This is a genomic window from Pseudomonas sp. GM18 (assembly GCF_000282195.1).
Lineage (GTDB): Bacteria > Pseudomonadota > Gammaproteobacteria > Pseudomonadales > Pseudomonadaceae > Aquipseudomonas.
Genome location: NZ_AKJT01000025.1, coordinates 11,513 through 37,707, shown reverse-complemented (window position 1 = coordinate 37,707; position 26,195 = coordinate 11,513). Strand labels below are relative to the sequence as shown.

At 57.5% G+C, this 26,195-nt stretch carries 34 protein-coding genes, 1 tRNA gene and 1 pseudogene; 33 read left to right on the top strand and 3 right to left on the bottom strand.

Annotation, left to right across the window (positions count from 1 at the left end; all coding sequences use genetic code 11):
- Positions 1 to 84: 84 nt before the first annotated feature.
- Positions 85 to 564, bottom strand: a complete 480-nt coding sequence (locus tag PMI21_RS22540; RefSeq protein WP_007935123.1) for a hypothetical protein — start codon at positions 562 to 564, stop codon at positions 85 to 87.
- Between the two features lie 144 nt (positions 565 to 708).
- Positions 709 to 942: pseudogene (locus PMI21_RS0127925) on the bottom strand (response regulator transcription factor); the annotation flags it as partial.
- Positions 943 to 1,362: 420 nt separating this feature from the next.
- On the opposite strand from PMI21_RS0127925, the gene PMI21_RS22545 reads away from it, so the two are divergent.
- Complete coding sequence (locus tag PMI21_RS22545) at positions 1,363 to 1,680, top strand: DUF1654 domain-containing protein (RefSeq protein ID WP_007935120.1); 318 nt, start codon at positions 1,363 to 1,365, stop codon at positions 1,678 to 1,680.
- A gap of 207 nt (positions 1,681 to 1,887) precedes the next feature.
- Here the strand turns inward: PMI21_RS22545 and PMI21_RS0127920 are convergent, their stop codons facing one another.
- Entirely contained in the window at positions 1,888 to 2,754 is an 867-nt protein-coding gene (locus tag PMI21_RS0127920; RefSeq protein WP_033063828.1) for a LexA family transcriptional regulator, read from the bottom strand.
- 109 nt (positions 2,755 to 2,863) lie between these two features.
- Here PMI21_RS0127920 and PMI21_RS22550 point away from each other — a divergent pair, with 109 nt between their 5' ends.
- The 32 genes from PMI21_RS22550 to PMI21_RS22690 all read left to right on the top strand — a co-directional run bounded on the left by PMI21_RS22550 (position 2,864) and on the right by PMI21_RS22690 (position 26,168).
- The gene (locus PMI21_RS22550; protein WP_007935110.1) at positions 2,864 to 3,070 is read left to right on the top strand and encodes a Cro/CI family transcriptional regulator; all 207 of its coding nucleotides are present in this window, start codon (positions 2,864 to 2,866) and stop codon (positions 3,068 to 3,070) included.
- A 35-nt stretch (positions 3,071 to 3,105) separates the two neighbouring features.
- Complete coding sequence (locus PMI21_RS22555) at positions 3,106 to 3,459, top strand: hypothetical protein (protein WP_007935108.1); 354 nt, start codon at positions 3,106 to 3,108, stop codon at positions 3,457 to 3,459.
- Between the two features lie 22 nt (positions 3,460 to 3,481).
- Positions 3,482 to 3,733 carry a hypothetical protein gene (locus PMI21_RS22560; protein WP_007935106.1) on the top strand — a complete coding sequence of 84 codons (252 nt, stop codon included), beginning with the start codon at positions 3,482 to 3,484 and terminating at the stop codon, positions 3,731 to 3,733.
- Positions 3,734 to 3,988: 255 nt separating this feature from the next.
- Complete coding sequence (locus tag PMI21_RS22565; RefSeq protein WP_007935104.1) at positions 3,989 to 4,693, top strand: phage antirepressor KilAC domain-containing protein; 705 nt, start codon at positions 3,989 to 3,991, stop codon at positions 4,691 to 4,693.
- Complete coding sequence (locus PMI21_RS28430; RefSeq protein WP_007935102.1) at positions 4,693 to 5,442, top strand: DnaT-like ssDNA-binding domain-containing protein; 750 nt, start codon at positions 4,693 to 4,695, stop codon at positions 5,440 to 5,442. The genes PMI21_RS22565 and PMI21_RS28430 overlap by 1 nt, the downstream gene beginning before the upstream one ends.
- Entirely contained in the window at positions 5,442 to 6,131 is a 690-nt protein-coding gene (locus PMI21_RS22570; protein WP_007935100.1) for a replication protein P, read from the top strand. The genes PMI21_RS28430 and PMI21_RS22570 overlap by 1 nt, the downstream gene beginning before the upstream one ends.
- A complete protein-coding gene (locus PMI21_RS22575; protein WP_007935099.1) occupies positions 6,124 to 6,327 on the top strand; it encodes a hypothetical protein in 204 nt (67 codons plus the stop codon). The genes PMI21_RS22570 and PMI21_RS22575 overlap by 8 nt, the downstream gene beginning before the upstream one ends.
- Positions 6,324 to 6,758, top strand: coding sequence for a VRR-NUC domain-containing protein (locus PMI21_RS22580; RefSeq protein ID WP_007935096.1), 435 nt, complete (start codon positions 6,324 to 6,326; stop codon positions 6,756 to 6,758). The genes PMI21_RS22575 and PMI21_RS22580 overlap by 4 nt, the downstream gene beginning before the upstream one ends.
- Positions 6,755 to 7,129 (top strand): hypothetical protein, encoded by a 375-nt coding sequence (locus tag PMI21_RS22585; RefSeq protein WP_007935094.1) that lies wholly within the window; start codon positions 6,755 to 6,757, stop codon positions 7,127 to 7,129. The genes PMI21_RS22580 and PMI21_RS22585 overlap by 4 nt, the downstream gene beginning before the upstream one ends.
- Positions 7,126 to 8,406 (top strand): tyrosine-type recombinase/integrase, encoded by a 1,281-nt coding sequence (locus PMI21_RS22590; protein WP_007935092.1) that lies wholly within the window; start codon positions 7,126 to 7,128, stop codon positions 8,404 to 8,406. Before PMI21_RS22585 ends, PMI21_RS22590 begins: the two co-directional genes overlap by 4 nt.
- Before the next feature lie 5 nt (positions 8,407 to 8,411).
- Complete coding sequence (locus PMI21_RS22595; RefSeq protein WP_007935091.1) at positions 8,412 to 8,726, top strand: hypothetical protein; 315 nt, start codon at positions 8,412 to 8,414, stop codon at positions 8,724 to 8,726.
- 34 nt (positions 8,727 to 8,760) lie between these two features.
- Complete coding sequence (locus PMI21_RS22600; RefSeq protein WP_007935089.1) at positions 8,761 to 9,438, top strand: hypothetical protein; 678 nt, start codon at positions 8,761 to 8,763, stop codon at positions 9,436 to 9,438.
- 106 nt (positions 9,439 to 9,544) lie between these two features.
- A tRNA-Met gene (locus PMI21_RS22605) sits at positions 9,545 to 9,620 on the top strand.
- Positions 9,621 to 9,913: 293 nt separating this feature from the next.
- Positions 9,914 to 10,228 carry a hypothetical protein gene (locus tag PMI21_RS22610; protein ID WP_007935088.1) on the top strand — a complete coding sequence of 105 codons (315 nt, stop codon included), beginning with the start codon at positions 9,914 to 9,916 and terminating at the stop codon, positions 10,226 to 10,228.
- On the top strand, positions 10,225 to 10,482 hold the full coding sequence (locus PMI21_RS22615) for a hypothetical protein (RefSeq protein ID WP_007935086.1): 258 nt from the start codon (positions 10,225 to 10,227) through the stop codon (positions 10,480 to 10,482). Before PMI21_RS22610 ends, PMI21_RS22615 begins: the two co-directional genes overlap by 4 nt.
- A gap of 7 nt (positions 10,483 to 10,489) precedes the next feature.
- Positions 10,490 to 11,119: a hypothetical protein gene (locus PMI21_RS22620; protein WP_007935083.1), complete on the top strand. Its 630-nt coding sequence runs from the start codon at positions 10,490 to 10,492 to the stop codon at positions 11,117 to 11,119.
- 165 nt (positions 11,120 to 11,284) lie between these two features.
- Positions 11,285 to 11,863, top strand: coding sequence for a hypothetical protein (locus PMI21_RS22625; RefSeq protein ID WP_007935081.1), 579 nt, complete (start codon positions 11,285 to 11,287; stop codon positions 11,861 to 11,863).
- Positions 11,841 to 13,823, top strand: coding sequence for a phage terminase large subunit family protein (locus PMI21_RS22630; protein WP_007935080.1), 1,983 nt, complete (start codon positions 11,841 to 11,843; stop codon positions 13,821 to 13,823). Before PMI21_RS22625 ends, PMI21_RS22630 begins: the two co-directional genes overlap by 23 nt.
- A gap of 9 nt (positions 13,824 to 13,832) precedes the next feature.
- The gene (gene gpW, locus PMI21_RS22635) at positions 13,833 to 14,087 is read left to right on the top strand and encodes a gpW family head-tail joining protein (RefSeq protein WP_007935079.1); all 255 of its coding nucleotides are present in this window, start codon (positions 13,833 to 13,835) and stop codon (positions 14,085 to 14,087) included.
- Positions 14,087 to 15,745, top strand: coding sequence for a phage portal protein (locus PMI21_RS22640; protein WP_007935078.1), 1,659 nt, complete (start codon positions 14,087 to 14,089; stop codon positions 15,743 to 15,745). Before gpW ends, PMI21_RS22640 begins: the two co-directional genes overlap by 1 nt.
- Positions 15,742 to 16,605 (top strand): S49 family peptidase, encoded by an 864-nt coding sequence (locus PMI21_RS22645; RefSeq protein WP_007935077.1) that lies wholly within the window; start codon positions 15,742 to 15,744, stop codon positions 16,603 to 16,605. Before PMI21_RS22640 ends, PMI21_RS22645 begins: the two co-directional genes overlap by 4 nt.
- A 33-nt stretch (positions 16,606 to 16,638) precedes the next feature.
- Positions 16,639 to 17,313, top strand: coding sequence for a hypothetical protein (locus PMI21_RS0127910; protein WP_007935069.1), 675 nt, complete (start codon positions 16,639 to 16,641; stop codon positions 17,311 to 17,313).
- A 35-nt stretch (positions 17,314 to 17,348) separates the two neighbouring features.
- Positions 17,349 to 18,044 carry a head decoration protein gene (locus PMI21_RS22650; protein WP_007935066.1) on the top strand — a complete coding sequence of 232 codons (696 nt, stop codon included), beginning with the start codon at positions 17,349 to 17,351 and terminating at the stop codon, positions 18,042 to 18,044.
- Between the two features lie 66 nt (positions 18,045 to 18,110).
- Entirely contained in the window at positions 18,111 to 19,154 is a 1,044-nt protein-coding gene (locus PMI21_RS22655) for a major capsid protein (RefSeq protein WP_007935064.1), read from the top strand.
- 2 nt (positions 19,155 to 19,156) lie between these two features.
- Positions 19,157 to 19,495, top strand: a complete 339-nt coding sequence (locus PMI21_RS0127905) for a head-tail joining protein (protein WP_033063827.1) — start codon at positions 19,157 to 19,159, stop codon at positions 19,493 to 19,495.
- Complete coding sequence (locus PMI21_RS22660; protein WP_007935062.1) at positions 19,495 to 20,184, top strand: hypothetical protein; 690 nt, start codon at positions 19,495 to 19,497, stop codon at positions 20,182 to 20,184. Before PMI21_RS0127905 ends, PMI21_RS22660 begins: the two co-directional genes overlap by 1 nt.
- 2 nt (positions 20,185 to 20,186) lie before the next feature.
- Positions 20,187 to 20,399 carry a DUF2635 domain-containing protein gene (locus tag PMI21_RS22665; RefSeq protein ID WP_007935060.1) on the top strand — a complete coding sequence of 71 codons (213 nt, stop codon included), beginning with the start codon at positions 20,187 to 20,189 and terminating at the stop codon, positions 20,397 to 20,399.
- Entirely contained in the window at positions 20,396 to 21,874 is a 1,479-nt protein-coding gene (locus tag PMI21_RS22670) for a phage tail sheath subtilisin-like domain-containing protein (protein WP_007935058.1), read from the top strand. The genes PMI21_RS22665 and PMI21_RS22670 overlap by 4 nt, the downstream gene beginning before the upstream one ends.
- A 58-nt stretch (positions 21,875 to 21,932) precedes the next feature.
- The gene (locus PMI21_RS22675) at positions 21,933 to 22,301 is read left to right on the top strand and encodes a phage tail tube protein (RefSeq protein WP_007935055.1); all 369 of its coding nucleotides are present in this window, start codon (positions 21,933 to 21,935) and stop codon (positions 22,299 to 22,301) included.
- 3 nt (positions 22,302 to 22,304) lie between these two features.
- Positions 22,305 to 22,598: a phage tail assembly protein gene (locus PMI21_RS22680; RefSeq protein WP_007935053.1), complete on the top strand. Its 294-nt coding sequence runs from the start codon at positions 22,305 to 22,307 to the stop codon at positions 22,596 to 22,598.
- A gap of 112 nt (positions 22,599 to 22,710) precedes the next feature.
- Positions 22,711 to 24,741, top strand: a complete 2,031-nt coding sequence (locus PMI21_RS22685; RefSeq protein ID WP_007935050.1) for a phage tail tip lysozyme — start codon at positions 22,711 to 22,713, stop codon at positions 24,739 to 24,741.
- Positions 24,738 to 26,168: a DNA circularization protein gene (locus PMI21_RS22690; protein ID WP_007935047.1), complete on the top strand. Its 1,431-nt coding sequence runs from the start codon at positions 24,738 to 24,740 to the stop codon at positions 26,166 to 26,168. Before PMI21_RS22685 ends, PMI21_RS22690 begins: the two co-directional genes overlap by 4 nt.
- Positions 26,169 to 26,195: the final 27 nt, after the last annotated feature.

The window sequence follows — 26,195 nt, the reverse complement described above, 5'->3', positions numbered from 1 at the left end:
CGGCACTGCCCGGCACGTATCAGGCCTGGCCTCTCGTACCTGAGAAGCCCCGCGATTCACCCACAAAGAGCAATAAATGAAGGATTAAATAGGGAATCTGCGGACGGGGCGGACGCGGAGCTCGCCGCCCTTGCCGAAGCTGCCCTGACCGCCAACACCGAAGAGCATGCCGAATGCGAAGTCGGCGGAGCGCTGCGAACTCGACCAAGCCCAACCCTCAATTTTTCCGTTGAGGTTCAGCCAGATTTCGTATAGCTCAGCAGCGGCTGGCAGGTAAAAGTCGGCATGTCCGTCCGCGGTATACGCTGCTGCTGCTTTTGCGGCTGGATAATCACCACCGGATTCGATCAGCGCGGCAGTGTTTGCCCTTCCATCAATCAGGCTGGTGGCTGGCGCCTCATCGCCGTATTGACCCCACTCGAAGCGACCGATGTCATCCGCTGGGATAACCATGTGGTAGCTCGGAGCGCCGGCACGAGCCGGCATTAAGCCTGCGTAGATTCCCCCTTGGCCTGGCCAAACTTCGCCAAGTACTGGTGGCTGGATGTTCTGTGCTGTGTTCATGGTGGGTCCTTGTCGGGTTGTCATCCCAATACACCCTGTCGCCAAGGTGTAGCAGTGATGCTTTGCCGTCGTTTACGCGATAAAAACACCATCAGTAGATTCCCCAGTTGGGCCTTGAGGACTCGGGAATTCAGCCAGTCCAACGATTATTTCCCGGCGCATCGCTTCGGCTACCAGCGCGGTTTGGCGGTGGACGCCCAACTTGAACATCGCATTGGAAATCCGCTTGACCACCGTTCCCGGCTCTACATCGAAGGACCGTGCGATCTGTTTAGCTGTCAGTCCCTGGGCTACTGAAAGCAGAAACTGAAGCTCACGGCGTGCTAGGCCTCGGCCGAGATGGCCGATCCATGTGCCGCTTTTAATGGTTGATTCCATGTTGTGTACCTCTCGGTTGATTTCCCAATGCACCCGGACAACCAGGTGCATCAGTGAAACTTTCCGTCCTATTGCCGCCGGAGGGGCGGGGCGCATTGCTTGCCGGGTCATTCACACGGTTTTGGCGTTTCACCATCGAGCAGCCGTCCAGGTTGTTCCTGTCGTTGGCAGGCTTTCGGGCCTGTCTACTCGCCGGTCGCCGGTAGAGGCAATGCGGTCTGTTGTTTGTTGCGCTGACTGTTAAAGAGCGGCAGGCCTCTCGACCTTTCGCAGCTGGCCCCTGATTGGGTGCCGGTTGCGATGGAGCTAAAGTTAACCGGCGGTTTATCTATAGTCAACACCGCCGGTTAATTTATTTTTTGTGACGATGGCGTATGCTTCGGCTAAAACTGGATGCATATACAGTGTTTGGAGGCGAGAATGGCAAAGGCGAAGAAGCAAGCAAAACCAGTAGAGCGGCAGGAAATCAGCGGAATTGAGAGGCTTGGCCTGCGCGTCTCGTCGATGATTAATCACCCTGTGGCGCAGGTTCAGCGCTGGGTGACGATCCACCGCCTGGACACGGACGGTGATCGGGAGTGGGAGGAAGTGATGGGCTTGTTATCCGAAACAGACGGCATCGACATGATCTTCAACGATGACGAGTCGGTGACGCTTAAGTGGGAGGCGAGCGCCGAAGAGGACCACCCATTAGGGGCGGAAGAGACACTAATAGAGGAAGAGCTGGCTCCTTTCTGAAGACCCCAAAAAGCCCGCTCAGTAGCGGGCTACGGGCATTAGTGTCGATTTATCCGAAATCATTCATTCCGAACCGCATAACGGATAATTGTGCTGCGTCTGGCTCCACTGGCTTCACATAGACCTTTCCCTTGGCGGTCTCTATGTCATAGCGGATAGATATAGCACTGTCGTTTTTGCCTGAGATGTAGAGAATGGCGGACCCTTTCACACCAGGTGAGCATTCCACACCAGCAGTACGCGCGCCTGAATAAAGGTCATATCTCGGCGAATCATCCGATCTTTGTGCCGAGTGTTGTCGGAGATCATCTCAAAGTGATCTTCATCGGCAACCTGCAGACGCTTGATATAGATATGGTCGTCCCACGAAAATAGATAGATTCCGTCACCGACGAACTCGCGAATGTGCACGTCGACGATCAGCGGATCGCGGTGTTTAATCGTCGGTTCCATCGACTGGCCCCAGCCGGTGACCATCTTCAAATGGAAGTGCTCTTCAAAGTCTACGCCCAGCTCGCGCAGATGCTTTGGGCTTACCCGGACGTCCTGAAACATCTCTGGGTAATCGGCAGCGATCTGCCCGCCACCCATTGCAGCTCGGATGTCGTAGTGAGCGATCCACACCTCGTCTCCAACCTGACCGGGGCGGGAGAAGTCTGCGGTTATGACGTTGCTTGGCTCCTCGGCGGCAGCGAGAAGGCGGCTTCGAGCTTCAGCTGAAAGCCCCTTCCCCTGCCTCGCAAGCATTTGACGAACCATGTCTGCAGCAGACGCGCTCTCTGATGAAGCGCTCATTTGCTCCGCAGCGCTTGTAAGCCCGCTGATTTCAGTCGCCAGCCTCTTGCTGAATCTCTCAATAGGTACGTCAAGTAGGCGCGACAACACGGCTGCAAACTTCACATTCAGCGGATTGGTGCCGTTCAGGTACATCGCGACAGCGGCAGTAGAGATATCAGCAGCTTCTGCAAGGCTTGCTTGAGTGAGACCGAGGGCGTTCTTTTTCGATACGAAAAGCGCCTTTGCGGCATCGCACTCAGCTTTTAACTCTGGGGATAGTTCTTTCTTTTTACTCATCCGTGAAATTTAACCGTTGGTTAATTTATTTGCGGCAACCGGCGGTATTGCTAGAAGGCTAACCGGCGGTTAATATTGATCTCGAAAACAGCCATTCGAGATTTCCAGAATGAAGCAGATCCCACTTACAGAGCTGGTTGCTATGAAAGGGCAGGCCTTTGCGGCCAAGGCTCTTGGGGTCAGCCCTGCAGCAATCAGCAAGGCCATCGCAGCCGAGCGAAATATTTCCGTCACCTGCAATCAGGACGGGACTTTTGAAGCGCACGAGCTCAAGTCCTTCCCGGCGCAGACCACCCCAAAGAAATCAGCCGCCTAACCCAGCCCTGTCACACCGACCCCGGAAGTGAACCAATGGCCTACAAAAACAAGACGCATCGCAACACCCATCAGCTGAAGTCGCGCCTCAATGACGCCGCTTACGCCGCTCTTGAGGTGGAAGCGTTAGCGCGTGAGATTCAGCCGGGCGCCTTGGTTCGTGAACTCACCTTGGCGGCTTTGCGGTTCAAGGAGGATTACGGGTACTTCCCATTGGTAGATGACGGTGAGTCGGACGAACTGGACGGCTTCCCAGCGCTGGGCGAACTGGCCCGCGAGCTGAAAATTCAGCCTGGTGCGCTAGTTCGCGACCTCATCCGAGCGGCCTTGAAAGCCAGGCGAGAGCAGGACGCGATTTCCCAGGTTAACGACAGAAAACTTAGCGCCTGAGCAGGCCATGGAGGAGGCACCAATGTCTGCAATACCCGAAGCAGGGCAGTACACGCAGGACGAGAAGGACGAGCTTGAGCGCTGGGCTGACGAGGTCGGTATCGGCATGGATCAGTTGGCTGATCGAATCCTGCAGATGACAGAGCGAGCGGTCGAGCGGCGCAGTGCTGCTCGCCTCGCAGCAGATAAAGCCACCTTGCGGAACCGTCTCTCGGCTCACTGCGCACAAGTGGCGCAGGCAGAAAACGTGGTTTCGATTTTCCCCGTGAGGTAACGGTCCGGCCCCTTATTAGGGGCCAGCGCAGCAGCGATTGGGCCAAGCGGGGTTGGCACCTAATAAGGGGCCAAAAAGAAAAGAAGGTCATGGGTTCGTCCCTGGTCGAGCTGATGAAACAAGTATCGGATTTAGCGGGGAGTTGGGGTAGTGCACTGGAATGGCTGTTGATTCATCCAGTACTCAAATGACAGGCACAAAAAAGCCGGTGGCTAGACCGGCTTCTTTAAAACGTACAACAGTTGAGGGGCCATTATGAACACGATCGTCGCTCCAAGCAATACGGTCACCATGTCGAGTCGGGAGATTGCCGAACTTACCGGCAAGCAGCACAAGGACGTCATTCGTGACATCCGTGTGATGTGCAAGGCACTGGCAGACGATGGCGCAGATTTGCGCCATCTCCAGGAGGTCAAGGATGGGCGGGGGTACACCGCCGAATTTCACCTTGATCGCATCCTGACTGAAACCCTGCTGACCGGCTACAGCATCCCGCTTCGCCATCGTGTCGTGACACGTTTGAGTGAGCTAGAAAACGTGTCACGACAGGTTGTCACGATTCCGCAGACTTTGCCTGAAGCTCTTCGTTTGGCTGCCGACCTGGCAGACCAGAACGGGGAGTTGCAGCGCGTCATCTCGAAGCAGGCGCCGAAGGTGGCCGCCATCAACCGGCTTGCCGCAGCCGGCGGCGCCATCTGTATCACCGACGCCGCCAAGCAGCTTGGCATGCAACCGGCACGGCTGTTCGCTTGGCTGGAGCAGCACCGGTGGATCTTCCGCCGACACGGCTGTAAGCGCTGGGTCGCCTATCAGCCGCGCATCACCTCCGGCCATATGACGCACAAGGTCACAGCACTCAAGCCAGATCCTGAAACCGGCATCGAGCGCGCTGCCTTCGATCCCATGGTCACCCCAAAAGGCCTTATCCGCCTTGCTGAACTTCTGCAGGAGGCCGCGTAATGGCCGGCGACTGGATAAAATTCGAACTCACCACCCTGGACAAGCCCGAGGTCTGCCAGATCGCGGACCTGGCCGACATCGACCCTGATGCGGTCGTTGGAAAGTTGATGCGTGTGTGGGGCTGGTTCGATCAGCAAACTGAAACAGGTAACGCTCCGAGCGTTAGTAAAAAGTTACTGGATCGTCTCGTTGGTGTTAGCGGTTTTTGTGATCACATGAAATCGGTGGCCTGGATGATTGAGTCTGATGGTGTGATCAGTCTGCCGCATTTCGACCGTCACAACGGCAAGACCGCTAAAAACAGGCTTCTCACGGCAAAGCGAGTGGCAAACCACAAGGCCGTCAATGGTAAAAGTAACGCTGCGAACGTTAGCGGTGCGTTACCTAAAGAAGATTTAGAGAAGAATAAAGAACCTCTCTCTGCGCATGAGCCTGTCGATCCTCGCATGCCCAGCGAAATGACCCTCGATTGGGTGCCTGACCAGACCCTGTTGGAAACCTATGCGCTCCACCGGGGGCTCAGTCTCGACCTGTTCACCGAAGCCGTGATCAAGGCATTCACCGGTCACTACGAACCCAAGGGCCAAACCAATACCCAGGCCGAGTGGGTGAGCATGCTGGTCAAGTGGGTCAACAACGACAAGGTGCGGGCGGCTGCGTCGAACGTCACCCCATTCCGTCAGAAGGGACCGCCCGGTCAAGACTATGACGATGATTCTGTTGAATGGCTGACCGGGGGGCAATCCTGATGAAAAACGTTTCCGTGATTGCTCAGGGGCTCTGGGCTGATGCCCAGGTCGGTGAGTTTCTCGCTGCCGGTGATAACCCTCGCCAAACCCAGGCCGACGAAGCCCGCAACACGATGGTGGCGGCCATCAACGGTCTGTTCAAGGAACTCCGTTCGATACGTTCGGCGTGGCGCCAGGCGTGGCCGGATAAGGAGACCTATCAGGCTTCGAAGCGCCAATGGTTGCAGGCGTTCCTCGAAGAAGGGGTGTGCACGCAGGGCCAGATTGATTTCGGTATGGCTCAGGTGCGCAAGCAACCCGGCGACTTCATCCCAAGCCCGGGCCAGTTCATCGAGTGGTGCAAACCAACCCCGGAAATGCTGGGTTTACCGCCACTCGCCGCTGCGCACCGGGAGGCCTGCCGCAACGCTCACCCAGGCATGGCTGGGCAGGGCAAGTGGTCGCATGACGCGGTTTGGCATACGGCCAAGGAGTGTGGGTTCGAAAGTCTGAACAAGCTCGACACTATCCTCAGTCTGAAACTGTTCGAACGCAATTACACCATCACCATTCGTCGGTTGCTGGCTGGTTTGCCGCTCCAGGCGATGCCTAAGGCGTTGCCGGCCAGAGCCGAAGCGAAGGTGACCCCTGAGATTGGCAAAGGCGCTCTTGCACAGCTGCGCGCCACCCTCGGAGGTGCCCGTGGCTGATTCCCGACTTGTCCCGACCAATCCCGCCGAATACCGCTTCGCCGTGCATTGCTGCGGCTACAAGTTGGATCTCACTGATAAGCCCGATCGCGCGGTGGGGCTGTTCGAGCATCGTGCCGTCGCCTATCAGTTTGGCCGCCTCCTGTGGCCGGACACCTTCGAAGTGATCGACATCGCCACTGGGGAGAAGGTATGACGGCCGCCATCCCTGCGCTGGTCAAGTCAGCACGCGTTCGGGCCAAGACTGTCGACCGTGAAGGCCTGGAGCAGGCTGCCCTCATCTCCGAACTGCGCTTCCGGATGCCGAAGGTGGCCGACCTGATGTATCACGTCGCGAATGGCGGTCATCGCCACAAGGCTGTTGCGGCGAAGTTGAAACAACAAGGTGTGGTAGCCGGCATTCCCGACTTGGTGCTGACTATGGCCCGCGGCGGTTACTTCGGCCTGTACATCGAATTCAAGGCCACGCCACCGCATGACGCGGTCGTATCGCCAGCGCAGCACGAGCGCATTCGTAAACTCAATGAGCAAGGTTATCTGGCGATCATCTGCCGTGGGCATTTTGATGCCATGGAGGCCATCCGCGATTACCTCCGCCTCGCTCCTACTGTCGTGGTGATCCAATGATCCTGAAAGACAATTCGAAGATCCAGGCTGAAGCGCTTAAACGCATCGGTTTTCGTCCAGGCATGGATGCCTCGCAGCTCACAACCGAAAAGTTCGACCGTCTGCTACAGGAAATGGACGCGCTGAAAGCCTCCGCAGGTCCGTATAGGAACGTAGTCATTTGTGTGGATTGTGGGACGGTCCACAGCTGCCCATTTGACGCCGAGTTTGAAAACGCTTTCGCGCATAGACGTGTTTGCGGTCATTGCGGCAGCCGCACGGGGTTTCGTGATGTCGTCGGTCGGTGGATCTCATTCGCCAAGCCTTGGTCTTTCTGGACATGGGGCAGTGGATGCTGGGGCTTCGATTTTTGCACCGAGGCCAAGTCATGACTACCGCCGCGGTCAAGATCACTGATGCCGAGATCAAGCGCCAAGCCGCTGTCGGCGTCCGGAATCTGCGCGACATCGAGAACCGTGGTCTGTACCTGCGCTTCACCCAAGCCCGCGATCGCGCATCGTGGTACCTGGTGGTGAAGGGGGAGTGGAACCGCATCGGCCACTTTCCGGACCTCAACACTAAACAGGTGATCTCGGCGCTGCCGGCGATTCGCCTGCGCCTGGAAGCCGGCGCCGGCTCGAACCTGTCGAAGTGGGTCACCACAGGCGAACTGCTGGACTGGTTCGCCGAACGTATGGCCCGTGATCGCAACCTGTCGAGCAAGCGCAAGAAGACCGGCGCCTCGGCCATCAAGTGCCACCTGATCCCGCGCCTGGGTGAACTACCGCTGACCAGCGTCGACAAGGCCACCCTCGACAGCCTGTTGATGTGGCCGCTGCAGGAGACGCTGTCCATCGACTACGTGCGCCTGGTGTTCCAGTTGCTGGCCCTGGCCTTCCGCCAAGCCTTCAAGCTGGAACTGATCGCCTCCAACCCCATGGCCGGCATCAAGTTCAGCGACTTCTCCAAGGCCAAGGTCGGGATCAAGCCGTCCCGGCTGCGCGGCGTGCAACTGCCGGAACTGCTAGAGCAACTGGCCGATGTGTTCGTCTCTGCCCCGCGTGACGCGATGCTGGCCCTGCTGATGCTCTGCCACGGCACGCGCATCGGTGAGAGCCGGTTGACTCAGTGGCCGCACATCAGCTTGGCCGAGCGCGAGTGGTTCATCCCGGGTGATCACACCAAGACTGGCGTCGAGCATCACTTGCCACTGACCGAGCAGATGTGCGCGATCCTGATCCGTTACCGCGAGTGGCAGTACGCCAATGGCTATGACGGCCAGTACGTGTTCCCGGCGCGTAATGGCAAGCCGCTCAGCGAAGGCCAGGCCAGTGCCGTGTTCACCCGGTTGGGGCAGGGCGAGTGGACCAGTCACGACCTGCGCAAGGTGGCTCGTACCGGCTGGGCAGACATCGGCATCGACCACCTGATCGGTGAGCTGCTGATCAACCACGCCATGGGTCACAACGTGAAGGTGTACATCCAGTCGGACGTGATGGGGCGCAAACGCGATGCCCTGGAGAAGTGGCACGCCCATCTAGACCAGCGTGGTTTTGCCCTGATTCACGGGTTGACCGGCAATAGATTAGGAGATTCCGGTAATGCCCCGGAAGCCACGGAAAACAAGGCCTGCGAGGCCATTCAAGAATCAACCATAGGCGAGGTTTAAAAGTGATGAAAAAGCAGCATGGCCCCGCCTTCCGCCGCGAACTCAAGCCCTTAATGGAGTGCAGCATCTGTCGCGGTGCGGGCAGCACAGAGGGCGTTTTCCACCGCCTCGACTGCCTGGCTTGCAATGCATCCGGCTGGGTTTGCCGGGCTACTGGCGACGCGGTGCCGTTGGAAGAGCTGGTGCCGCAACTGAGCATGAAGCTGCGCAATGCGACCGACGAATTGGCCAGGGCAAGGAGGGCCCACGGCGGTCCCCACGGACAATATGAACGGAACAACCGCCGCGGTGCCGGCGGCACGAACTACACCTGCGACTGATCGCTGTTCTTTATTTTTGCTGGGGAGAGTCGCTATGAAACTGATCGGAGCGCGTCAAGCCTGGACCGACTCGCAGCATGAGTCGAACGCTTCAATATCCGCCGTAGCCATCGACTCGGCCAAGTCGGCCACAATTGCTAGAAGGGCCAGGGCTCGCCAGCACGAGGTGGTCTTTGCCGCCATGGGCGAGGACAAGGAGGAGCGTATCAAGGTCGCCCGCCAGAAGATCAGCATCAGCGAAACTCGCCGTACACCGATCGGTCGATCCACGGCCCGCGCCGCACACCTGGCAATGATGGGCAAGATTCAGCGCGCTATCGGCACGTTGCCTTTTCAGGTGCAGCAGTTCGGTCACTTCCTTTACCACCCGTGCTTGACCATGCAGCACGTAATGAATGCCGTGCTGCTGATCACCGCCAGGGCGCAGCTTCCCGATCTGACTTCGGCCAAGCGCGTGAAAGCTCAGTACCTGGTGACGTTGGCATTGCAGTCATACAAATCTGAGGTCGCCGGTGCCTCTGAATGGGGTCCGGCCCGGGTGGCTGCAGAAATGAACTCCTTCTTCGGAGTATCGATTGAACCAAAGCATTGGAATCGTGACTGGCTGGACCTGTGGGAATCTCTGAAAGCGGTGATTAAAGAAGTGGATATTGAAGCGCAATCACCTGTGTGGCAGTTGATTCACGCGGAGAAAGAAGAATCTGTAGCGTAATCTGTTGACATGGTGGGGGTTTACAGTTAATTTTCCCATAGTGCGCAACTTGCCTCCAGCGCACACCCCTTCCACAGCCCGGCCCTTGAGCCGGGTTTTTCGTTTTTGCGTGGTAGAGCAGTTGGTAGCTCGCCGGGCTCATACCCCGGAGGTCGCTGGTTCAAATCCAGCCCTCGCAACCATTTCGATCCACTGTAGCCAAGGCAGCCTTCGGAAAGGCCTGGACACTGATCAGCCGGTCGTGCAGTGCTACGACAAAACACCGGCAGCCCGCGCATTCAGACCCTAACAGTGCTTGCTGGGTGGCGCGTGAGCGAGCGGCGAGACTGGTGCATTTGGGTGCTAGCGTCGTGAAGCCCTTCGGCGGACAGCGGGAAAGACCGCACACCTATTCAGGCCTCGGCAATCGCCGGGGCTTTTTCGTTTTGGGGATTTCCCCGTGGCCTCGCAGGCCTTTTTATTCCCGGAGAATCCAATGGCTGAACCGACGAGCACTGCCGCCGGACTGCTGATGGCCAAGTACGGTGTCGCCATCGCTGGATTCGCCGGCGCAATCTTATCGTTGACCTTTCTGCGCGGATTGACCCGAAGGGAAGCCGCATGGGCAGTCTTCACCGGTTTTGCATCAGCGATCTTCACCACCCCATTGGCAGTTCACTACTTCAGCCTTCCGGTTGATGGTGATACCCAAAACGGCGTTGCCTTCCTGATTGGCCTGTTGGCCATGAACATCATCCCGGGCCTTAAGGCTTTGGCAGGAAGGTTTGGCGTCCCTGGAGCTAGCGGATGAATACTCTCCTGAGTGCAACAGATGCTTTCCTTTGTGTGCTGGTGGTGATTGCCGCCGCTGATTATCTGCGTCGCGTTCGCCCGATTGATCAGCCGCTTCTGAGCATCTCTTTCTACCTGGTGGCTATCGGTGCGTTCGGGGCTTTCGTTACGGCATTGCAGGGACACTGGGTCAACCCCTTCGGCGTGATGCTTCACGCAGGCGTTGTGGTGTATGCCTGGGCCCGTCGAGGGCATTTGTTCGTAGAGGGGTGATACGCGCATGTCCGGCCCGATTGCGATATCCGTCCGATACGACGTGAAGGAACTGACCAAGAAGCTTTCTGCTCTTGCGTATAAACAGATCGGTTACGCGACAGCTCGTGCGCTGACCGCTATTGGCACCGAGGTTGCGGATGATGAGATCGACAACATCGCATCGACATTCAAGCAGCCTCGACCGTTTACTCGAAACTCGGTAGGTGTGAAGGGCGCAAGGAAGGACACGCTTCAGGCGATCGTCTATGTCAAACCTATCGCGGCCAAGTACTTGGCGCCCTACGAGGAAGGTGGCTCGCACGTTCTGTCAGGTCGCGCGCTGCTCAACCCGAAGAACATCAAGCTCGACAAATATGGGCAGCTGCCTCGAAAGGTGCTTGAGCGGCTGAAGGCCCGGCCTGATGTGTTCATTGGTCCGGTGAAGACCAAGGCAGGTATGGTCAATGGTGTGTGGCAGCGGATACCCGCGAAGAAGAAATTGCCTGCGCATCTCAAGCTGTTGATCCGTTTCGGTGATGCATTGGCCGTGACCAAGCGCCTGAACTATCGCAGCCGGGCCCAGGCCATCGTGAATCGACGATTCAATGCCGTGTTCGCTGAGGCCATCGGTCACGCGCTGGCGACGGCCCGCTGAGGCACCCTCCGTGCGCCGAGATGGTGCGTCGAGCAGTCGGGCAGAGGGGTACCCCCCCATGCTTGGGTCCCTCTGCGCCCTTCTGACATCGAGGGCATTGCGCGCCGCGCTGCGTCTCTAGCTGTGAAAATTTCCAATTTGGGTAACAGGTAACAAGGCGCCCCTATGAATCAGAGCGAGTTTGCGACACTCCACGGTGTCAGTCGCAAGACCGTGACCAAGTGGAAAGAGCGCGGCTGGCTTGTGTTTGCAGGAAATGAACTCGACGTCGGGGCGTCGAATGCGCTGATTGCAAAATATCGACGTGACGGCCTGGAAGTTGTTACCCAGGCGGGACAGGGTAACAAGGGTGGGCAGAAAAAAACTTCCGTTACCTCCACTTCAAAACGGGTAACAGTCAACGCAGGGGAGACCGTCGAGCAGGCCACTGCGCGCATTTTGATCGCCACTGGCGCAAACATGACGATCGACGAGGCGAAGCGGGTAAAAGAGAACTACCTGGCCCTGCGCGAACAACTGGAATACGACCGAGAATCCCGCCAGGTGGTCGCCGTTGAAGATGTAGTCAAAGCAGTTGGTGATGAATATGCCAAGGTTCGCAGCCGCTTGCTGGCCATCCCTTCGGAACACGCTCCGCGGATCCATCGTCTGAAAACTGTGCAGGAGGTGCAGGACGCTCTGCATGGCATTATTGTTGAAGCGCTTGAGGAGTTGACCCGTGATGGAGGTGGGATCAACGCATGAGGGGCGCCGATACAAAGAGGGGTACGAAGCGCTCAAGGTAGAACTTCTGGCCGCTCGCAGGAGAAACATCCAGCCGCCACCCAAGCTGACATTGAGCAAATGGGCCAAGGAATATGCGGTCCTTTCGCGTGAAACAAGCGCCCAGACCGGCCGTTTCCATGCCTTTCCGTATCAGAACGGGATCATGGATGCGATCACCGATCCTACGGTTGAGATGGTCACGGTTCAGAAGTCAGCGCGGGTTGGTTACACGAAGATCCTTGACCACGTTGCCGGCTACTACATCCACCAGGATCCGTCGCCGATCCTCGTGGTTCAACCTCGAGTCGAAGATGCCGAGGATTACAGCGTTACTGAAATTGAGCCGATGCTCCGCGACACGCCGGTGTTGGCTGAGATCGTCGGCGACCTGAAGAAGAAGGATTCCAAACAGAAGATCCAAAAGCGGATCTTTCGAAATGGCGCATCGATGTCGTTTGTCGGCGCCAACAGCCCGGGTGGGTTCCGCCGGATCACGGCGCGCATCGTCCAGTTCGACGAGGTTGATGGTTACCCAGTGATGGGGGCCGGCAAGGAAGGCGACCAGATCAAACTGGGGATCAAGCGGACAGAGTCGTTCTGGAATCGCAAGATCATCTTGGGAAGTACACCTACGGTAAAGGGCGAAAGCCGCATCGAGAAAAGCTACGCCAACAGCGACCAGCGCAAATACTACGTTCCGTGCCCTCACTGTGGTGAATACCAGGTGCTCGAATGGGGCGGCCCCGACACCCCATATGGGATGAAGTGGGACAAAGATGAAAACGGTATCGGGATCCCCGACAGCGTGTTCTATGTCTGCAAGGCCACCGGCTGCGTCATCCATGAGCTGGATAAAGAGGAGATGGTCGAGCGCGGAGAATGGCGTGCGACCAAACCCTTCACGGGACACGCCGGATTCCACATCTGGGCCGCCTATAGCTTGTTCGTGAATGCGTCCTGGCGGAACTTGGTCGCTGAATGGCTGGAGGTTAAAGATGACCCGCTGATGCGGCAGACGTTCGTCAACCTGGTGTTGGGTGAAACCTATGAGGATCGCGGGGACCGGGCTTTGCAGGAAGAGCGCCTTGCGGCGCGCTGTGAGGTCTGGGCTGCTGAGGTTCCTGATGGTGTTGCCGTAATCACCGTGGGCGTCGACACCCAAAACGACCGCTTCGAGTGTGAAGTGGTGGGCTGGGGGATGAATGAAGAAAGTTGGTCAATCGATTTCGAGGTCATCGAGGGGGATATGGAGACCCCTGATCCTTGGGACCGTCTTGACGCGTATTTGCAACGGATCTGGTACCGGGCCGACGGCCGTGGTTTCGAAGTCATGGCGGTTTGTCATGACTCCGGCGGCCATCACACCCAGAAGGTTTACAACTTTGCAAAAGCTCGTCTTGGGCGCCGCGTCTGGGCCATTAAGGGTGAGTCGGCTGTAGGCGGTAAGCGTTCACCAATTTGGCCTACCAAGACGCCGAGCAAGCGAAACAAGTCGTCGTTCCGGCCAATCATTCTTGGTGTGAATGCTGCCAAGGACTCCATTCGCTCCAGGTTGCATTTGGTAGAGCATGGTCCTGGTTACATGCATTACCCCATCGATCGCGACATCAACTACTTCGCACAGCTAACTGCTGAGCGATCGGTACGCAAAACTTCGGGTGGACAGGTCTTTCGGGTCTGGGAGTTACCGCCCGGGCGTGCCAATGAAGCACTTGACTGCCGGGTGTACGCCTATGCAGCTCTCTGCGGCCTGATGCATTTGGGGCTAAAGCTGAACAAGCGTGCTGAAGACGTCAACGCGCACATTGGCCTGTCGGTTCCGCGCGTTCAGACGGTATTACCCAGCGTGTCCGCTCCGGAGCCTTCCCAGGCAATGATACCGAGCAAGAGCCAAGCCAAACCAACGAAACGCGCCTCTTCGATCTCGAGGATGGCATAGGAGAATGCTGTGTTTACACCACGCCTCAACAATTTCAGTGGCGTGCCAAAGGCCACCCTGCAGCAGTGGCTAACTGAGTCACAGCAAGCTCTCCACGATCTGAGTACTGGGGCAAAAGGGGAGGCATTCAGTTACACGCAAGGTGATGGTTCCAAGTCGGTGACCTACACCCGTGCGGATATCGGTGCCTTGCAGGCTCACATCAATGCGCTGCTGTATGCCTTGGGCATGCGCCGGCGCCGTGCTATTCGGCCGGTGTTCTGATGACGACTGAAACTGTAATCTTGGACTCCCGCGGCCGTCCCATGACTCCGATGCCGCTAAAGGCAACAGGCAATGCCACGCGCCTCACCGAAGGTATGGGGGGGCAATCCGTCTTCCCTTACGAGGCTTCAAACTGGTCAACTCAAGAAATGGGTGACTGGTTGCCCTGGATCCGCTCGCCTGACGCTGAGATCAATCAGTTTCGCGATCGGATGGTGGCACGAAGCCGAGACCTGGTGCGCAACGATGGTTGGGCTGCCGGCGGTATCACTCGGATCCTTGATAACACTGTTGGCGCTTCGCTGCGTCTGTCGGCAAATCCAGATTACCGGGCTCTAGCTGCCATGACCGGAAATCGTCGGTTCGATGCATCATGGGCCGAGGAGTATCGCCGAACAGTTGAGGCAATGTGGCGCGGCTATGCAGAGGATATTGGGCGTTACAGCGACGTATCCAGGCAACTGACCATATCTCAACAGCTGCGCCTGGCGTTACGGCACAAGCTTGTCGATGGTGACTCGCTGGTGATTGCCCATTGGAAGCCAGAGCGCGTTGGTTATGGTCGGGCGACTTATGCAACGGCCTTTATGTTGGTGGACCCTGATCGCTTGTCGAATCCGTATCAGATGGTCGACAGCAAGCACATGCGGGGCGGTGTCGAAATCGACGATGACGGCGTGCCCGTTGCCTACCACATCCGCAAGGCTCATCAGAATGACTGGTACAACTCCGTGGAGAGCATGGAGTGGGAGCGTGTCGAGCGCGAAGATAATGACGGTTGGCTTCGAGTCATCCATGACTTCGAGCGCGACAGGGCTGGCCAGAATCGCGGCATTGGCGTGTTCACTCCGGTGCTGGCTCGTTTCAAGATGCTGGCACGGTACTACGGCGTGGAGCTCCAGGCCGCGACAATCGCCGCCACCTTCGGTACCTACGTCACCAGCCCTTATGATCCGGACCAGGTGCAGGAGGCGCTTGAGGAAACTGATCAGCTTTCTGCCTATCAAGGGTTGCGTGCAGACTGGGCCGAGCAACGCCCAGCCATGTTGAATGGCGCTCGTATTCCAACGCTTGCACCAGGTGAGGCGATCACCTCGGTTGGGGCTGCACATCCCCATAACGGGTTTGGTGATTTTGCGCACGAAATGTTGCGCACGTTCGCTGCCGCCGCCGGGATATCCGCTGAGCAGATTTCCCAGGATTGGTCTAAGACGAACTACTCCAGCGCTCGAGCTGCGTTGCTTGAGAGCTGGAAGACCCTTACCCGGCGAAACACCGAGTTCAAGATTGGTACCGCGACGCCTATGTTTTCCTGCTGGCTTCATGAGGCCATGGACCGCAACGATTTGCCGCTGCCCAACGGGGCACCAGACTTCATGGAGGCGCGCACTGCGTATTCGCGTTGCGACTGGTTGGGCGTTGCCAGGGGCTGGGTCGATCCGGTGAAAGAGAAGCAGGGCGCAATCCTTGGTATGGACGGCGGCCTATCTACGCTCAAGCGTGAATGCGCAGAACAGGGCCTCGACTATGAAGAGGTCATCCAGCAACGCAAGGCGGAAGCGGATGCGTTCAAAGAAGCAGGTTTGCCACCTCCGAACTGGTTCGGCGCTAACGCGACGGATGCCGCAATCCCTGAACAGGAGCCGAATGCTCAATGACCAACTACCCACACCTCGCGCAGAAGCTATTCAATGTGCCTCTCGCGATCACGCCGAAAAAAGCTGAAATTGTGATGGCCGCCTTGGCTGATCGCTTTGGTCTGGCCCGATTGTTTCATGCTAATGGCCGGGTGGTCGCGCTGGATGATTGGGATGGGGATATCGGCGAGCCGGCCCCGACTAAGGCCTATGAAGTGGTTGCGGGCGTAGCCGTCATTCCGGTCACCGGGACTCTGGTGCAGAAACTCGGCACGCTCAAGCCCTATAGCGGCATGACTGGATATGACGGCCTTCGGGCTTGCTTGAGCATGGCGTTGGCTGACAAGGATGTTCGGGCTGTCGTGCTGGATATCGACAGCCCGGGAGGTGAAGTCGCTGGTTGTTTCGATTTGGCCGATTCGATCTATCGAGCCCGTGGCAGTAAGCCGATTTGGTCGATTCTCACTGAGTCAGCCTATTCCGCTGCCTATGCAATCGCCAGTGCTTGCGATCGTATCGTGGTGCCGCGCACAGGAGGCACTGGCAGCGTCGGTGTGATTTGCATGCATGTCGATATGTCCAAGGCGCTTGGTGCCGCTGGCGTAAATGTGACACTGATTCATTACGGTGATCGCAAGGCTGATGGCGCTGATTCACAGCCGCTTTCTGATGAGGCTCTATCTCGCTATCAATCCGATGTTGATGCGATGGGTGAGTTGTTCGTCAAGACTGTTGCCCGCAATCGCGGGATGTCCGTTAAAGCCGTACGAAATACTCAGGCCACCACCTTTCTTGGCGCCGCCGGCGTTGAGATTGGCTTTGCTGATGCCGTGATGGCGCCAGATGAAGCCTTCCGCTCCCTGCTCGCCGAGTTGGGCTGAAGCTTTCCTTTCACTTTATAAATCGAGGTTCACATGTCCAAGCTTTCCCGCATGGCGAGCGCGCTTTCGTTCGCCCATTTGGCTGGTATCGGCTCGATGCGAGGCAAAAAAGCCCGCGCAGAAGACGACGAAGATGATGGTCGCAAAGAAGCTCGTGCTGAAGATGACGAGCATGACGAGGACGATGATCTAGATCGCGATAACCGCGATGGGAAAAGGTCTCGCAAGGCAAAGCGAGCCAAATCCGGAGAGGATGCCGATGATGATCGTCACGAGGATGACGACGATGAGCATGCCGAGGACGACGATGACCAAGACGGAAATGATGATAAAAAGTCCCGTCGAGCCAAAGGTAAATCGGCATCGGATGACGACGATGACCCCGATGCTGAAGATGATGAGGACGAGATGCATGGAAGAAGCGCGGCTGCTAATGCACGCCGGCGTGAGCGTGCTCGCTGTGCCGCCATTTTCGGCTCGCGATATGCGGCTCGGAATCCGGTGTTGGCCGCAAATCTTGCCTTTGGCACGAGCATGACTCGGCAGCAGGCGCTTAACGTTCTGCGCGATACGCCAGCGGATAGTCCGGCAGCAGCAGGCCGAGCTGCGCGAAACCCCAATCTGGGTGGAGGCGGCGATCAATCCCCAAGTCGACAGGTGGCCATCGCTAGTCGCTGGGACCGTGCGATGTCCAAGGTCCGCCGCTAACTGAAGCCGCTTTATAGCCCTCGAGGAGAAACACCATGTCTTACACCCCACAGACGCCGCTGGTTGAGCAGCGGCACGCTGGCGGCTTCATCGTTTCCATCGGAAACGGACACCAGTCAATTGACCGCGTCGAGATGACTCAGGGCTTCGGCCGTTTGATGGCCGGTACCGTCATTGCGTTCAGCACGGCAACCTTCACCGCGACGGGGGCCGCAACCAGCGGCAACACCGGGAACGGCACGCTGACTGGTGCAGTGGCCACCTACCCTGCGCTGGCGGGTACCTACACCATCAAGTTGATTTCGAGCACCGAGTTCACCGTGACCAACCCGAACGGTGAGCTCGTGCCAGCGCTGGGAGGTACCGTAGAAATTGATGATGACGGTGTTGTGGTCGGCCCTGGCACCGTCGGTACTGTGTTCAACGCCCAAGGTATTGGATTCCTACTTGCCGCCGGTGCTACTGCCTTCATTGAGGGTGATGGTTTCACCATCGCTGTCACCGATACTGGTGGTGGCTGGGCTCCGCTGAAGAGCAGTTCGAGCGGCGTTACCTCCTACGGCCTGCTGTACAGCGTGACCGACACTGCCAATGCTGGCGTCATGGCCGCAGCGGTGGTTCGCCAGGCTGAGGTCAACGCTGCAGAATTGATTTGGGATGCCTCGCTGAGCGCGACGCAGCAAAACACAGCAACTGCCGCTCTCAAGGCGCAGGGTGTCATCTCGCGCTAATCGGCGCCTCACTCATCAGATATAGACCCGCTCAGGCGGGTTTTTTCATTTCTAGGAGCCGAACCCATGGCCTCGTTAGACGTGTTTCACCAGGACATCTTTTCTGAGATCGCGCTGACCACTGCTGTTGAAAAATACCCCTTCCAGCCAACCGGTATCGGTGATCTACAACTATTCGAGCCCGATCCGATCCGTACCACGGCCCTTGCTATTGAGCAGCGCCAGGGCAAGCTGATTTTGATTCCATTCAGCGAGAGGGGGGAAGAAGGCACCCAACGCGTCACCGAAAAGCGTAACGCGCGCTACTTCGACGTACCGCGACTGATGCATTCAGACACCATTTATGCCTCTGAAATCCAGAATATTCGGGCGTTCGGCAGTGAATCCGAACTGATGCAGATCGAGACTGAGGTGGCTCGGCGTATTAATGGTCCGACCGGTCTCACCAGCAACATCGAGTTCACCTGGGAATTCCAGCGACTGGCTGCCATTCAAGGTCAATGCCTGGATGCAGATGGCTCGATCAAGTTCGACTGGTTTGAAGAGTTCGGCATTGATAAGCCCGACGACATCATTTTCGACTTGAGTCTGAATGTTGATGGCTCAGCAACCAAGCCGAATTCGATTCGCCCATTGTGCAACGACATCGTTCGGACCATGGCCCGTAAGTCTCAAGGTGCGTTCCTGCCTTCGACGCAGGTCTATGGCTTGGCGGGCGACGAGTTCTGGGATCAGTTGACCAACCATCCCGATGTGATCAAAACCTACTATAACTGGGCGGCTGCTGAAGAGCTGCGCCAGGGTACCGCCTTCCAGGCGATGCGCTTCGGTGGCATCAACTGGTTCAACTACCGCGGTTCCGACGACGCGACCACCATCGCCGTTCAGCCGGACGAAGTGAAGTTTTTCCCCAAGGGAGCACCAGGTATCTTTAAGGTTGCATATGCTCCTGGTGAAACCTTCGAATGGGTCAACACCCCCGGCAAGCCGATCTATATTCTGCCAATTTTCGATACTGCACGGAAAATGTGGTGGAAGGCTGAGGCGTACAGTTACCCGCTGCATATCTGCACGCGCCCTGAAGTCCTTATGTCTGCCAAGTTGGCATAAGCATGGCTATCGACTGGGATAAGGCGGTTCTTGAACCTCTTGAGGCTGTTTTCGGTGAGGGTAAGGAGCCTGATAAACGGCCGATGTTCTATCCGGCAGTTGGTGCTCGCTATCCCATCGATGGGGTTTTTGATGCGGCTTATCGCGATGTCGACCTTGCCGATCCACTTGTTGGTGCCACCTCGGCTCAACCGGTCCTAGGAGTTCGCCTGTCTATTTTTGAGGTGCCACCTGCGCAGGATGATCAGGTGTACATCCCCAGCGTGGACAAGCGTTTTTTGGTGATGGATGTTCGGCCTGACAGCCATGGCTGGGCCAAACTCATGTTGAGTGAAATGTGATGACCATCACCTCCCAGTTACGGCAAATAGCGGCTGAAGCCCTCAAAGCCAATACCGCCGCCGGCAACAACGTCTTTGCGGCCAGGACTTGGCCAACGTGGAATGGTAGCTATCCGATTATCTGGCTGCACTCCCCGGAAGAGCACAAGGAGTCTCTGGGGCGAAATGGCGGACCTCAATTCACCGTGACGGCCACAATCCGGATTACCGCGAGGATTCAGCTCAAGGCGCTTCCGAGGAACGCCGCGGCCGGCGCAATGATATTGGCGCTGGAGGCTATGCAGCGTGAGATTGAAATGGCGCTGATCAACTTTCCGCCCCTGATGAGTCGCCTGCAACAGTTCCCCTTTATCCGCTCCAGCATGGATGAGGATGGCGAGGGTGAGCAGCACCTTGGTGAGCTGGTCATGGACGTTGGCATGGAGTTTTACCAAGGCCCTGAGGACTTCTACCCACTTGAAGAACCAACACCTGTGCCTCCGTTCGATCCGGTGGTCGAGGCGGCGAATGTGTCGCCGATCGTGCCGCTGGAAATGGTCGAGATCACCGATGACCTGGTCAACGTGTTCGATGCATCTGGCACCTATCCGGATGCTCCATTTCCTGATTCCGTCATTCCGTCTCCACGAACTGAAGGCCCTGATGGCCGAGCAGAAGGCGGCCTCTCTTTTGAAGAACTGCAGGAGTAATTATGCGCATTTATCCCTCGCCGGGGCTGTTGGTGCGTGACCCGGTAAAACGTGACTTCCTGCCAGAGTTGGGGCGCGAAGTTCCAGATGGCGATATCTACTGGTCGCGACAGCTGAATAGCAACGATGTAACTCTCGATCCTCCAGCCCCGGAAGCTTCGGTACCGGCCAAGGTGGAAAAAACCAAAGCCATTGAAGGGAGTGACCGTCAATGACCGTCCCGTTCAGCAACATTCCGGCGAACCTGCGGGTTCCTTTATTCTACGCCGAAGTGGATAACTCCCAGGCCAACAGCGGAGCCCAAACCCAGCGCACCCTGATCATCGGTCAGATCACTGCATCAGGTGACGGCGTGGTTAATGTCCCGGTGCTGGGCCAGGGTGTCAGCGATGCCAAGGCCAAAGGCGGCCTTGGATCGATGCTCGCACTGATGACCGATGCTTATGTGCGTGCGGATGATTTTGGCGAGGTCTGGTTTCTGCCGTTGGCGGATGCTGCCGGCGGTGTTGCTGCGACTGGTACGGTTCTGATCGCCGGTACCCCGACCGCTACGGGCGTGATCTCGCTATACGTAGCCGGGCAACTCCTGAGCCTGACTGTCACGACTGGAGAACTCGCTGCCGATATCGCTACGGCGTTAGCGGCGCTGGTGAACAGTTCTAGCAATCTGCCGGTGACTGCCACGACCACTACGGCAACGGTGACCCTTACTGCCAAAAATAAAGGCCTGGCCGGCAACGAGATTGATCTGCGGCTGAACTACCAAGGTTCGTCGAGTGGCGAGGCTACTCCCGCCGGCCTGACCTTGACGCTGACGCAGATGGCTTCAGGTGCTACCAACCCGACCCTGGATACAGCGCTGGCAAACTTGGGCGATGAAGCCTTCGATTTTATTGTTTGCCCTTACACCGATACCGCTTCGTTGAATGCATTGAAAAACCTGCTCAACGACAAGACCGGCCGGTGGAGCTATGCGAATCAGGTTTATGGACATGTGTTTGCTGCGCAGCGCGGTACAGTTTCGACCTTGTCCACGGCTGGCAATGCGCGCAACAACCAACATGAAACCATCATGGGTTTCAATAACTCACCATCGCCGGCTTGGATCTGGGCCGCCGATGTGGCGGGTACTGCGGCTGTGGCGCTTCGCGCTGACCCAGGTCGTCCGCTGCAAACACTGGCCTTGAGCACTGTGCTGGCGCCACCCTCGGCCTCGCAGTTCATTTTGGGAGAACGTAACACGCTGTTGTGGGATGGCATCTCGACGTTCATGGTCGGCAGTGACGGTACCGTGGCGATCGAGAACCTGATCACCACCTACCAGCAGAACGCATTCGGTGCTGCCGATGACAGCTACCTGCAAGTCGAAACCCTGTTCCTGCTGATGTTCGTCTTGCGGGCGCAGCGATCGCTGATCACTTCGAAATACTCGCGGGTGAAGTTGGCGGCCAACGGCACACGCTTTGCGCCCGGCTCTGCCATTGTCACTCCCAATACCATCAGGGCCGACCTGATCGCCCAATATGGTGAGATGGAGTTCAACGGCAATGTGCAGGATACCGCTGCCTTTGCCAAGGGCCTGATCGTCGAGAAGAACAGCCTCAACCCAAACCGTGTTGATGTGTTGTGGCCCGGCACCCTGATCAATCAGCTGCGCATTTTCGCGCTGCTCGCTCAATTCCGCCTGTAACCCAGGCCTTCCGTCAACGACCGCCTTTGAGCGGTTTTTTTTCGCCTGGAGAAAAAACATGGGTGATACCACCAACCGCCTTGCTGGGACCTGCTACCTGACCGTCGATGGTGTGAGTTACATGCTTGCCGGCGACTTTTCCTACAAGGTTTCCGGGGTTTCCCGAGAAACCCTGAAGGGGCAGGACGGCGTCCATGGTTACAGCGAGACGCCGCAGCCCGGTTACGTCGCCGCAACGCTGCGTGATTCGGCGGGCCTCAGCCTGGCCGACATCAACGGCATGAGCAACGCCACAGTTGTCGCCGAACTGGCCAACGGCAAAACCATCATCGGCCGCAACATGTGGGCCCTCGATCAACAAGAAGCCAAATCTTCCGACGCCACTATTGAAGTGAAGTGGGAAGGCCCATCCGTAACGGAGAATTGATCCATGTTCGAAGAAGAAATCACCATCACCCTGATCAAGCCCGTTGTCATCGGCAAAGGCGATGCCGCCATCACGTATGAGGAACTGAAGCTGCGTGAACCAACTGCCGGCGAAATTGAAAAAGCCACCCGGGCTGACACCTCGGTTGGTGCAGCCATCACCTTGATCAGCTTGATTGCTGCTATCCCGCGCACCGCGGCCGAAAAACTTTGCAAACGCGACCTGGTGGCGGCGAACAACTTCCTCGAGGGTTTTACCGACGCTGGCCCGTCGGAGGTGGAGGCTGGCCAGAGCTGATTGCTGAACTGACCAAGTATTACGGATGGGGCCCGCGCGAGGCGTGGTCGTTGAATCTGAAGGAATTGGACTGGTGGAATGACCAAGCCAAACGCATGGCGGGGTAACGACAGTGGGTAACACCTTCACGATAACGATCGACGCAGTGGACAAAGCCACCGCCACGGTGCGCAAGGTCAACGATGCTATCAATCGGTTGACTCGGCCATTCGGGGAGGTCGGTAAGTCCTTCAAGGGCCTAGGGCGTGAACTGGGTTTTGAAAAGATCGGAAAGAACCTTGGCAATATCGGCCAGCAAGCCGGCGCGGCAGCCCGCGGCATAGGGGCTATCGTCGCGCCTATGGCCGCCATCACCGGGATTGGTTCGGTCGCCGGGGTCGCTGCATTGGCCAGTAACTGGGCCAATCTTGGTCGTTCCATTGATAACAGTGCGCACAGCATTGGTACGTCCACCGGGCAGCTGCAGTCTTTCCGTGGTGCGGCAAAGATGGTTGGTGTTGATGCAGCAGACACCACATCCAGTCTCGATAACTTGGCGACCACCATGCAGGACGCTCAGTGGGGACGGAATCAGGGCGCCCTGATGATGTTCAACAAGCTGGGTATCGGCCTGAAAAAATCCAAGGACGGTGCCTGGGATGTGGTGGGGCAGTACAAGGCAGTGGCGAACGCCATCGCCAAGGAAGCCGATCCGCAAAAGCAAAAGCTGATTGCTCGGGCCTTTGGCATGGAAGGGATGTTGCCCTTCCTGCGTGAAGGCGCTGTCGGTATCGAACGTTACGAAGCCATGGTCAAGCGCCTGGGTTATGTGATGGGCGCGGACGCCGTAAAGCGTGGCAAGGAGTTCTCGCAGTCGCTGGCCGGCCTTGGCATCGCCGTTGATGGCGCCAAAAACTCCATCGGTGACAAACTGATCCCCGTGATGCAACCCCTGATCGATCAGTTCACCAATTGGCTGGCAGTCAATCGGGAGTTAATTGCCACCAATGTGGGCGATTGGGCAAAAGGCTTTGCCACCTGGATTGGCAAGATCGACTGGAAAAAAGTCGGGGACGGGATCATCAATTTCGGAAAGGGTATTGGCAAGGTCGTCGACTGGTTGGGCGGTTGGGATAATGCCGCCATCGCGGTTGTGGCAGTGATGAATGCTGGGCTGATTGGCAGCGTTGTTTCGCTCGGCTTGACGCTGGCGCGTGCTGGTATAGGTATCCTGTCGTTCATTGGTCTTCTCTTTCGTTGGAAGACGGCAGCGCAGTCAGTTGCAGCTGCGCAGAACTCAATTGCCACCGGCCAAGGGGCGAGCTTGCTTGCATCTAGGGCGGCAGTTGGTTTGTCGACAGCCGCTGTTGGCATCGGCTCTTTACTGTATTCGTCATCCCTCAATGAGGGGGAGGATGAAATCACTAAAAAGATACGCGCCTCTCAAGGCTTGCCGGAGACTGAGCAAAAAACGCCCAAGCTGGATTCGCTCGCAGGCGCCTGGAACAAGGTGCAGGGTACGGACAAGGATGTGGCCAACTTTGCCCAGGACTATTTTGAGGCTCAGGGTTGGAGCAAGCATGCCGCCGCCGGCATCGTCGGGAACGGCATCGCGGAGAGCAATCTGGATCCCCGTGCCCGCGGCGATTGGGGACGGGCGCGCGGGATATTCCAATGGCACCGGGATCGGCAGGATAACTTTGAGAAGTGGTCCGGCTTTAGCCTGACGGATCCTCGCGCAGACACCATGAAGCAGCTGGAGTTTGCCAACTACGAGCTGACTCAGGGAACGGAGGCGAGTGCTGGGGCAAAGCTTCGCAACGCCAAAACAGCAGAGGAGGCGGGCGCCATTGCCTCGCGCAGCTGGTTGCGTCCAGGAACCACGGAAGAGGCTAAAGCCCGGGAGGCTGATGCCCGCGCTGCACTGGCGCGTGTCCTGGAAGGCCCAGTCTCCAGCGCTTCATCACAGGTAACAGCAGATCAACCTACTGCGCCACAAGGGCCTTATACCCAAGGCGCAGCCCAGCCAGGCGGCGGGGGGACGGTTAAGGTTGAAATCGAACACAAGAATGCCCCCGAGGGGCTGAAAACCACCGTCAAGTCCGAGGGCAATACGCAAGCATCGAGCCGGATTGCTTATTCCGGCGTGGGAGGCATCGCATGAGTTTACTTTCCGATATCGTCGATATTGCGGTTGAATCCAACAAGACCTGGACCGATATCCTGCACAAGGCATCCTTTCGAGGGGTGCCGTTCGCGGTTTACGGTGGGGATGCACGCTTTGGCCGACGCCTGGCATTGCATGAGTATCCAGGCCGGGACAAACCCTACATCGAGGACATGGGTCGCTCGACTCGCCGGATCCGGATGAGTGGTTTTCTCGTCACTGACAGCTTCATTTACGGTGGCGGCAGCGCCATTGCTCAGCGCGATGCGCTGGTGGCGGCTGCTGAGAAGCCAGGCCCTGGCGCATTGATCCACCCAACGCTGGGGGCTTTGACTGTCAGTGTCCCAGCCGAAGGGCTGAGCGTTGTCGAACGCTGGGACATGGGGCGTTATTTTGAAATCAGTTTCACGTTCATTGAATCTGGCGACCGACTTTTCCCAAGTGTTACCAGCTCTGGCGGAACACTGCTAGATAAACTGGCGGCAGCCTTGGGCTTGTCCGCCGCGCTGGACTTTGCGCGCAAGGTGATCGGCGGCGTCACCGCCGTGATCAATGCCGTCGAGGGCGTTATCAAGTTTGGCAAGGCCATTGTCGGCATGGTCGTCGGGGTGATTGCAGACTTCAAGGTCTTGGTTGGGCGCATCACTCGGGACGTTCGCAATATCACCAGTCTCGCTGGTTTGCTGACCGGCGACTTCGGACGTTATGCCAACGGCAACGTCAGCAGCGCGCTGATCAAAAGCAAAAAGGCGAAAAACTCCAGCGCGACGATGGCTGACTTGCTGGCCAAGAACACTGAGAACCGTGCGGCGGTTGATACTGCCATGGATAACCTGGTGGATGCTGCGGCCAATCTGGATGCGAGCAGTGGCGATACCTTTACCGGTGCCGTTCAATCGCTGATGGATGCCTTGGTTGTAGGTATTGCTGACCCCGGAAACGCGATCGCGCTGCTTGGGCCGCTGGCTACCTTTACGCCGCCAGACTTCACCGGTGACGGGGTGATTGGTTCAGCCAGAGGCGTTGCACAAGATGCGACCTCGGCGTTGTTGCGCCGTTCCGCGTTGTCGGCAATCGGCAAGGTGGTGGCGACCTATGTCCCCGCCTCTTATGACGAGGCCATCAGCACCATGGGAGTTGTGACCGGTTTTATCGATGCCGAGATCTTGGTGGCTGGTGACGCCGGTGACGATGAAAGCTATAGCGCTCTGATTGCGCTGCGACAGTCTATGGTCAGCGTGCTGACCACCACCGGTGCAACGCTGCCAAACCTCGAAACATTTTCATTTCGTACGGCGCTGCCGGCACTGGTGATTGCCAATCGCCTTTATCAGGATCCATCGCGATCTGAAGAGTTGATCCAGCAAGCCGACCCCATACATCCGGCATTTATGCCGACCACTCTCAAGGCCCTGGCAAGATAGCGCTGCTGATTTTCAGTTGGGATACAC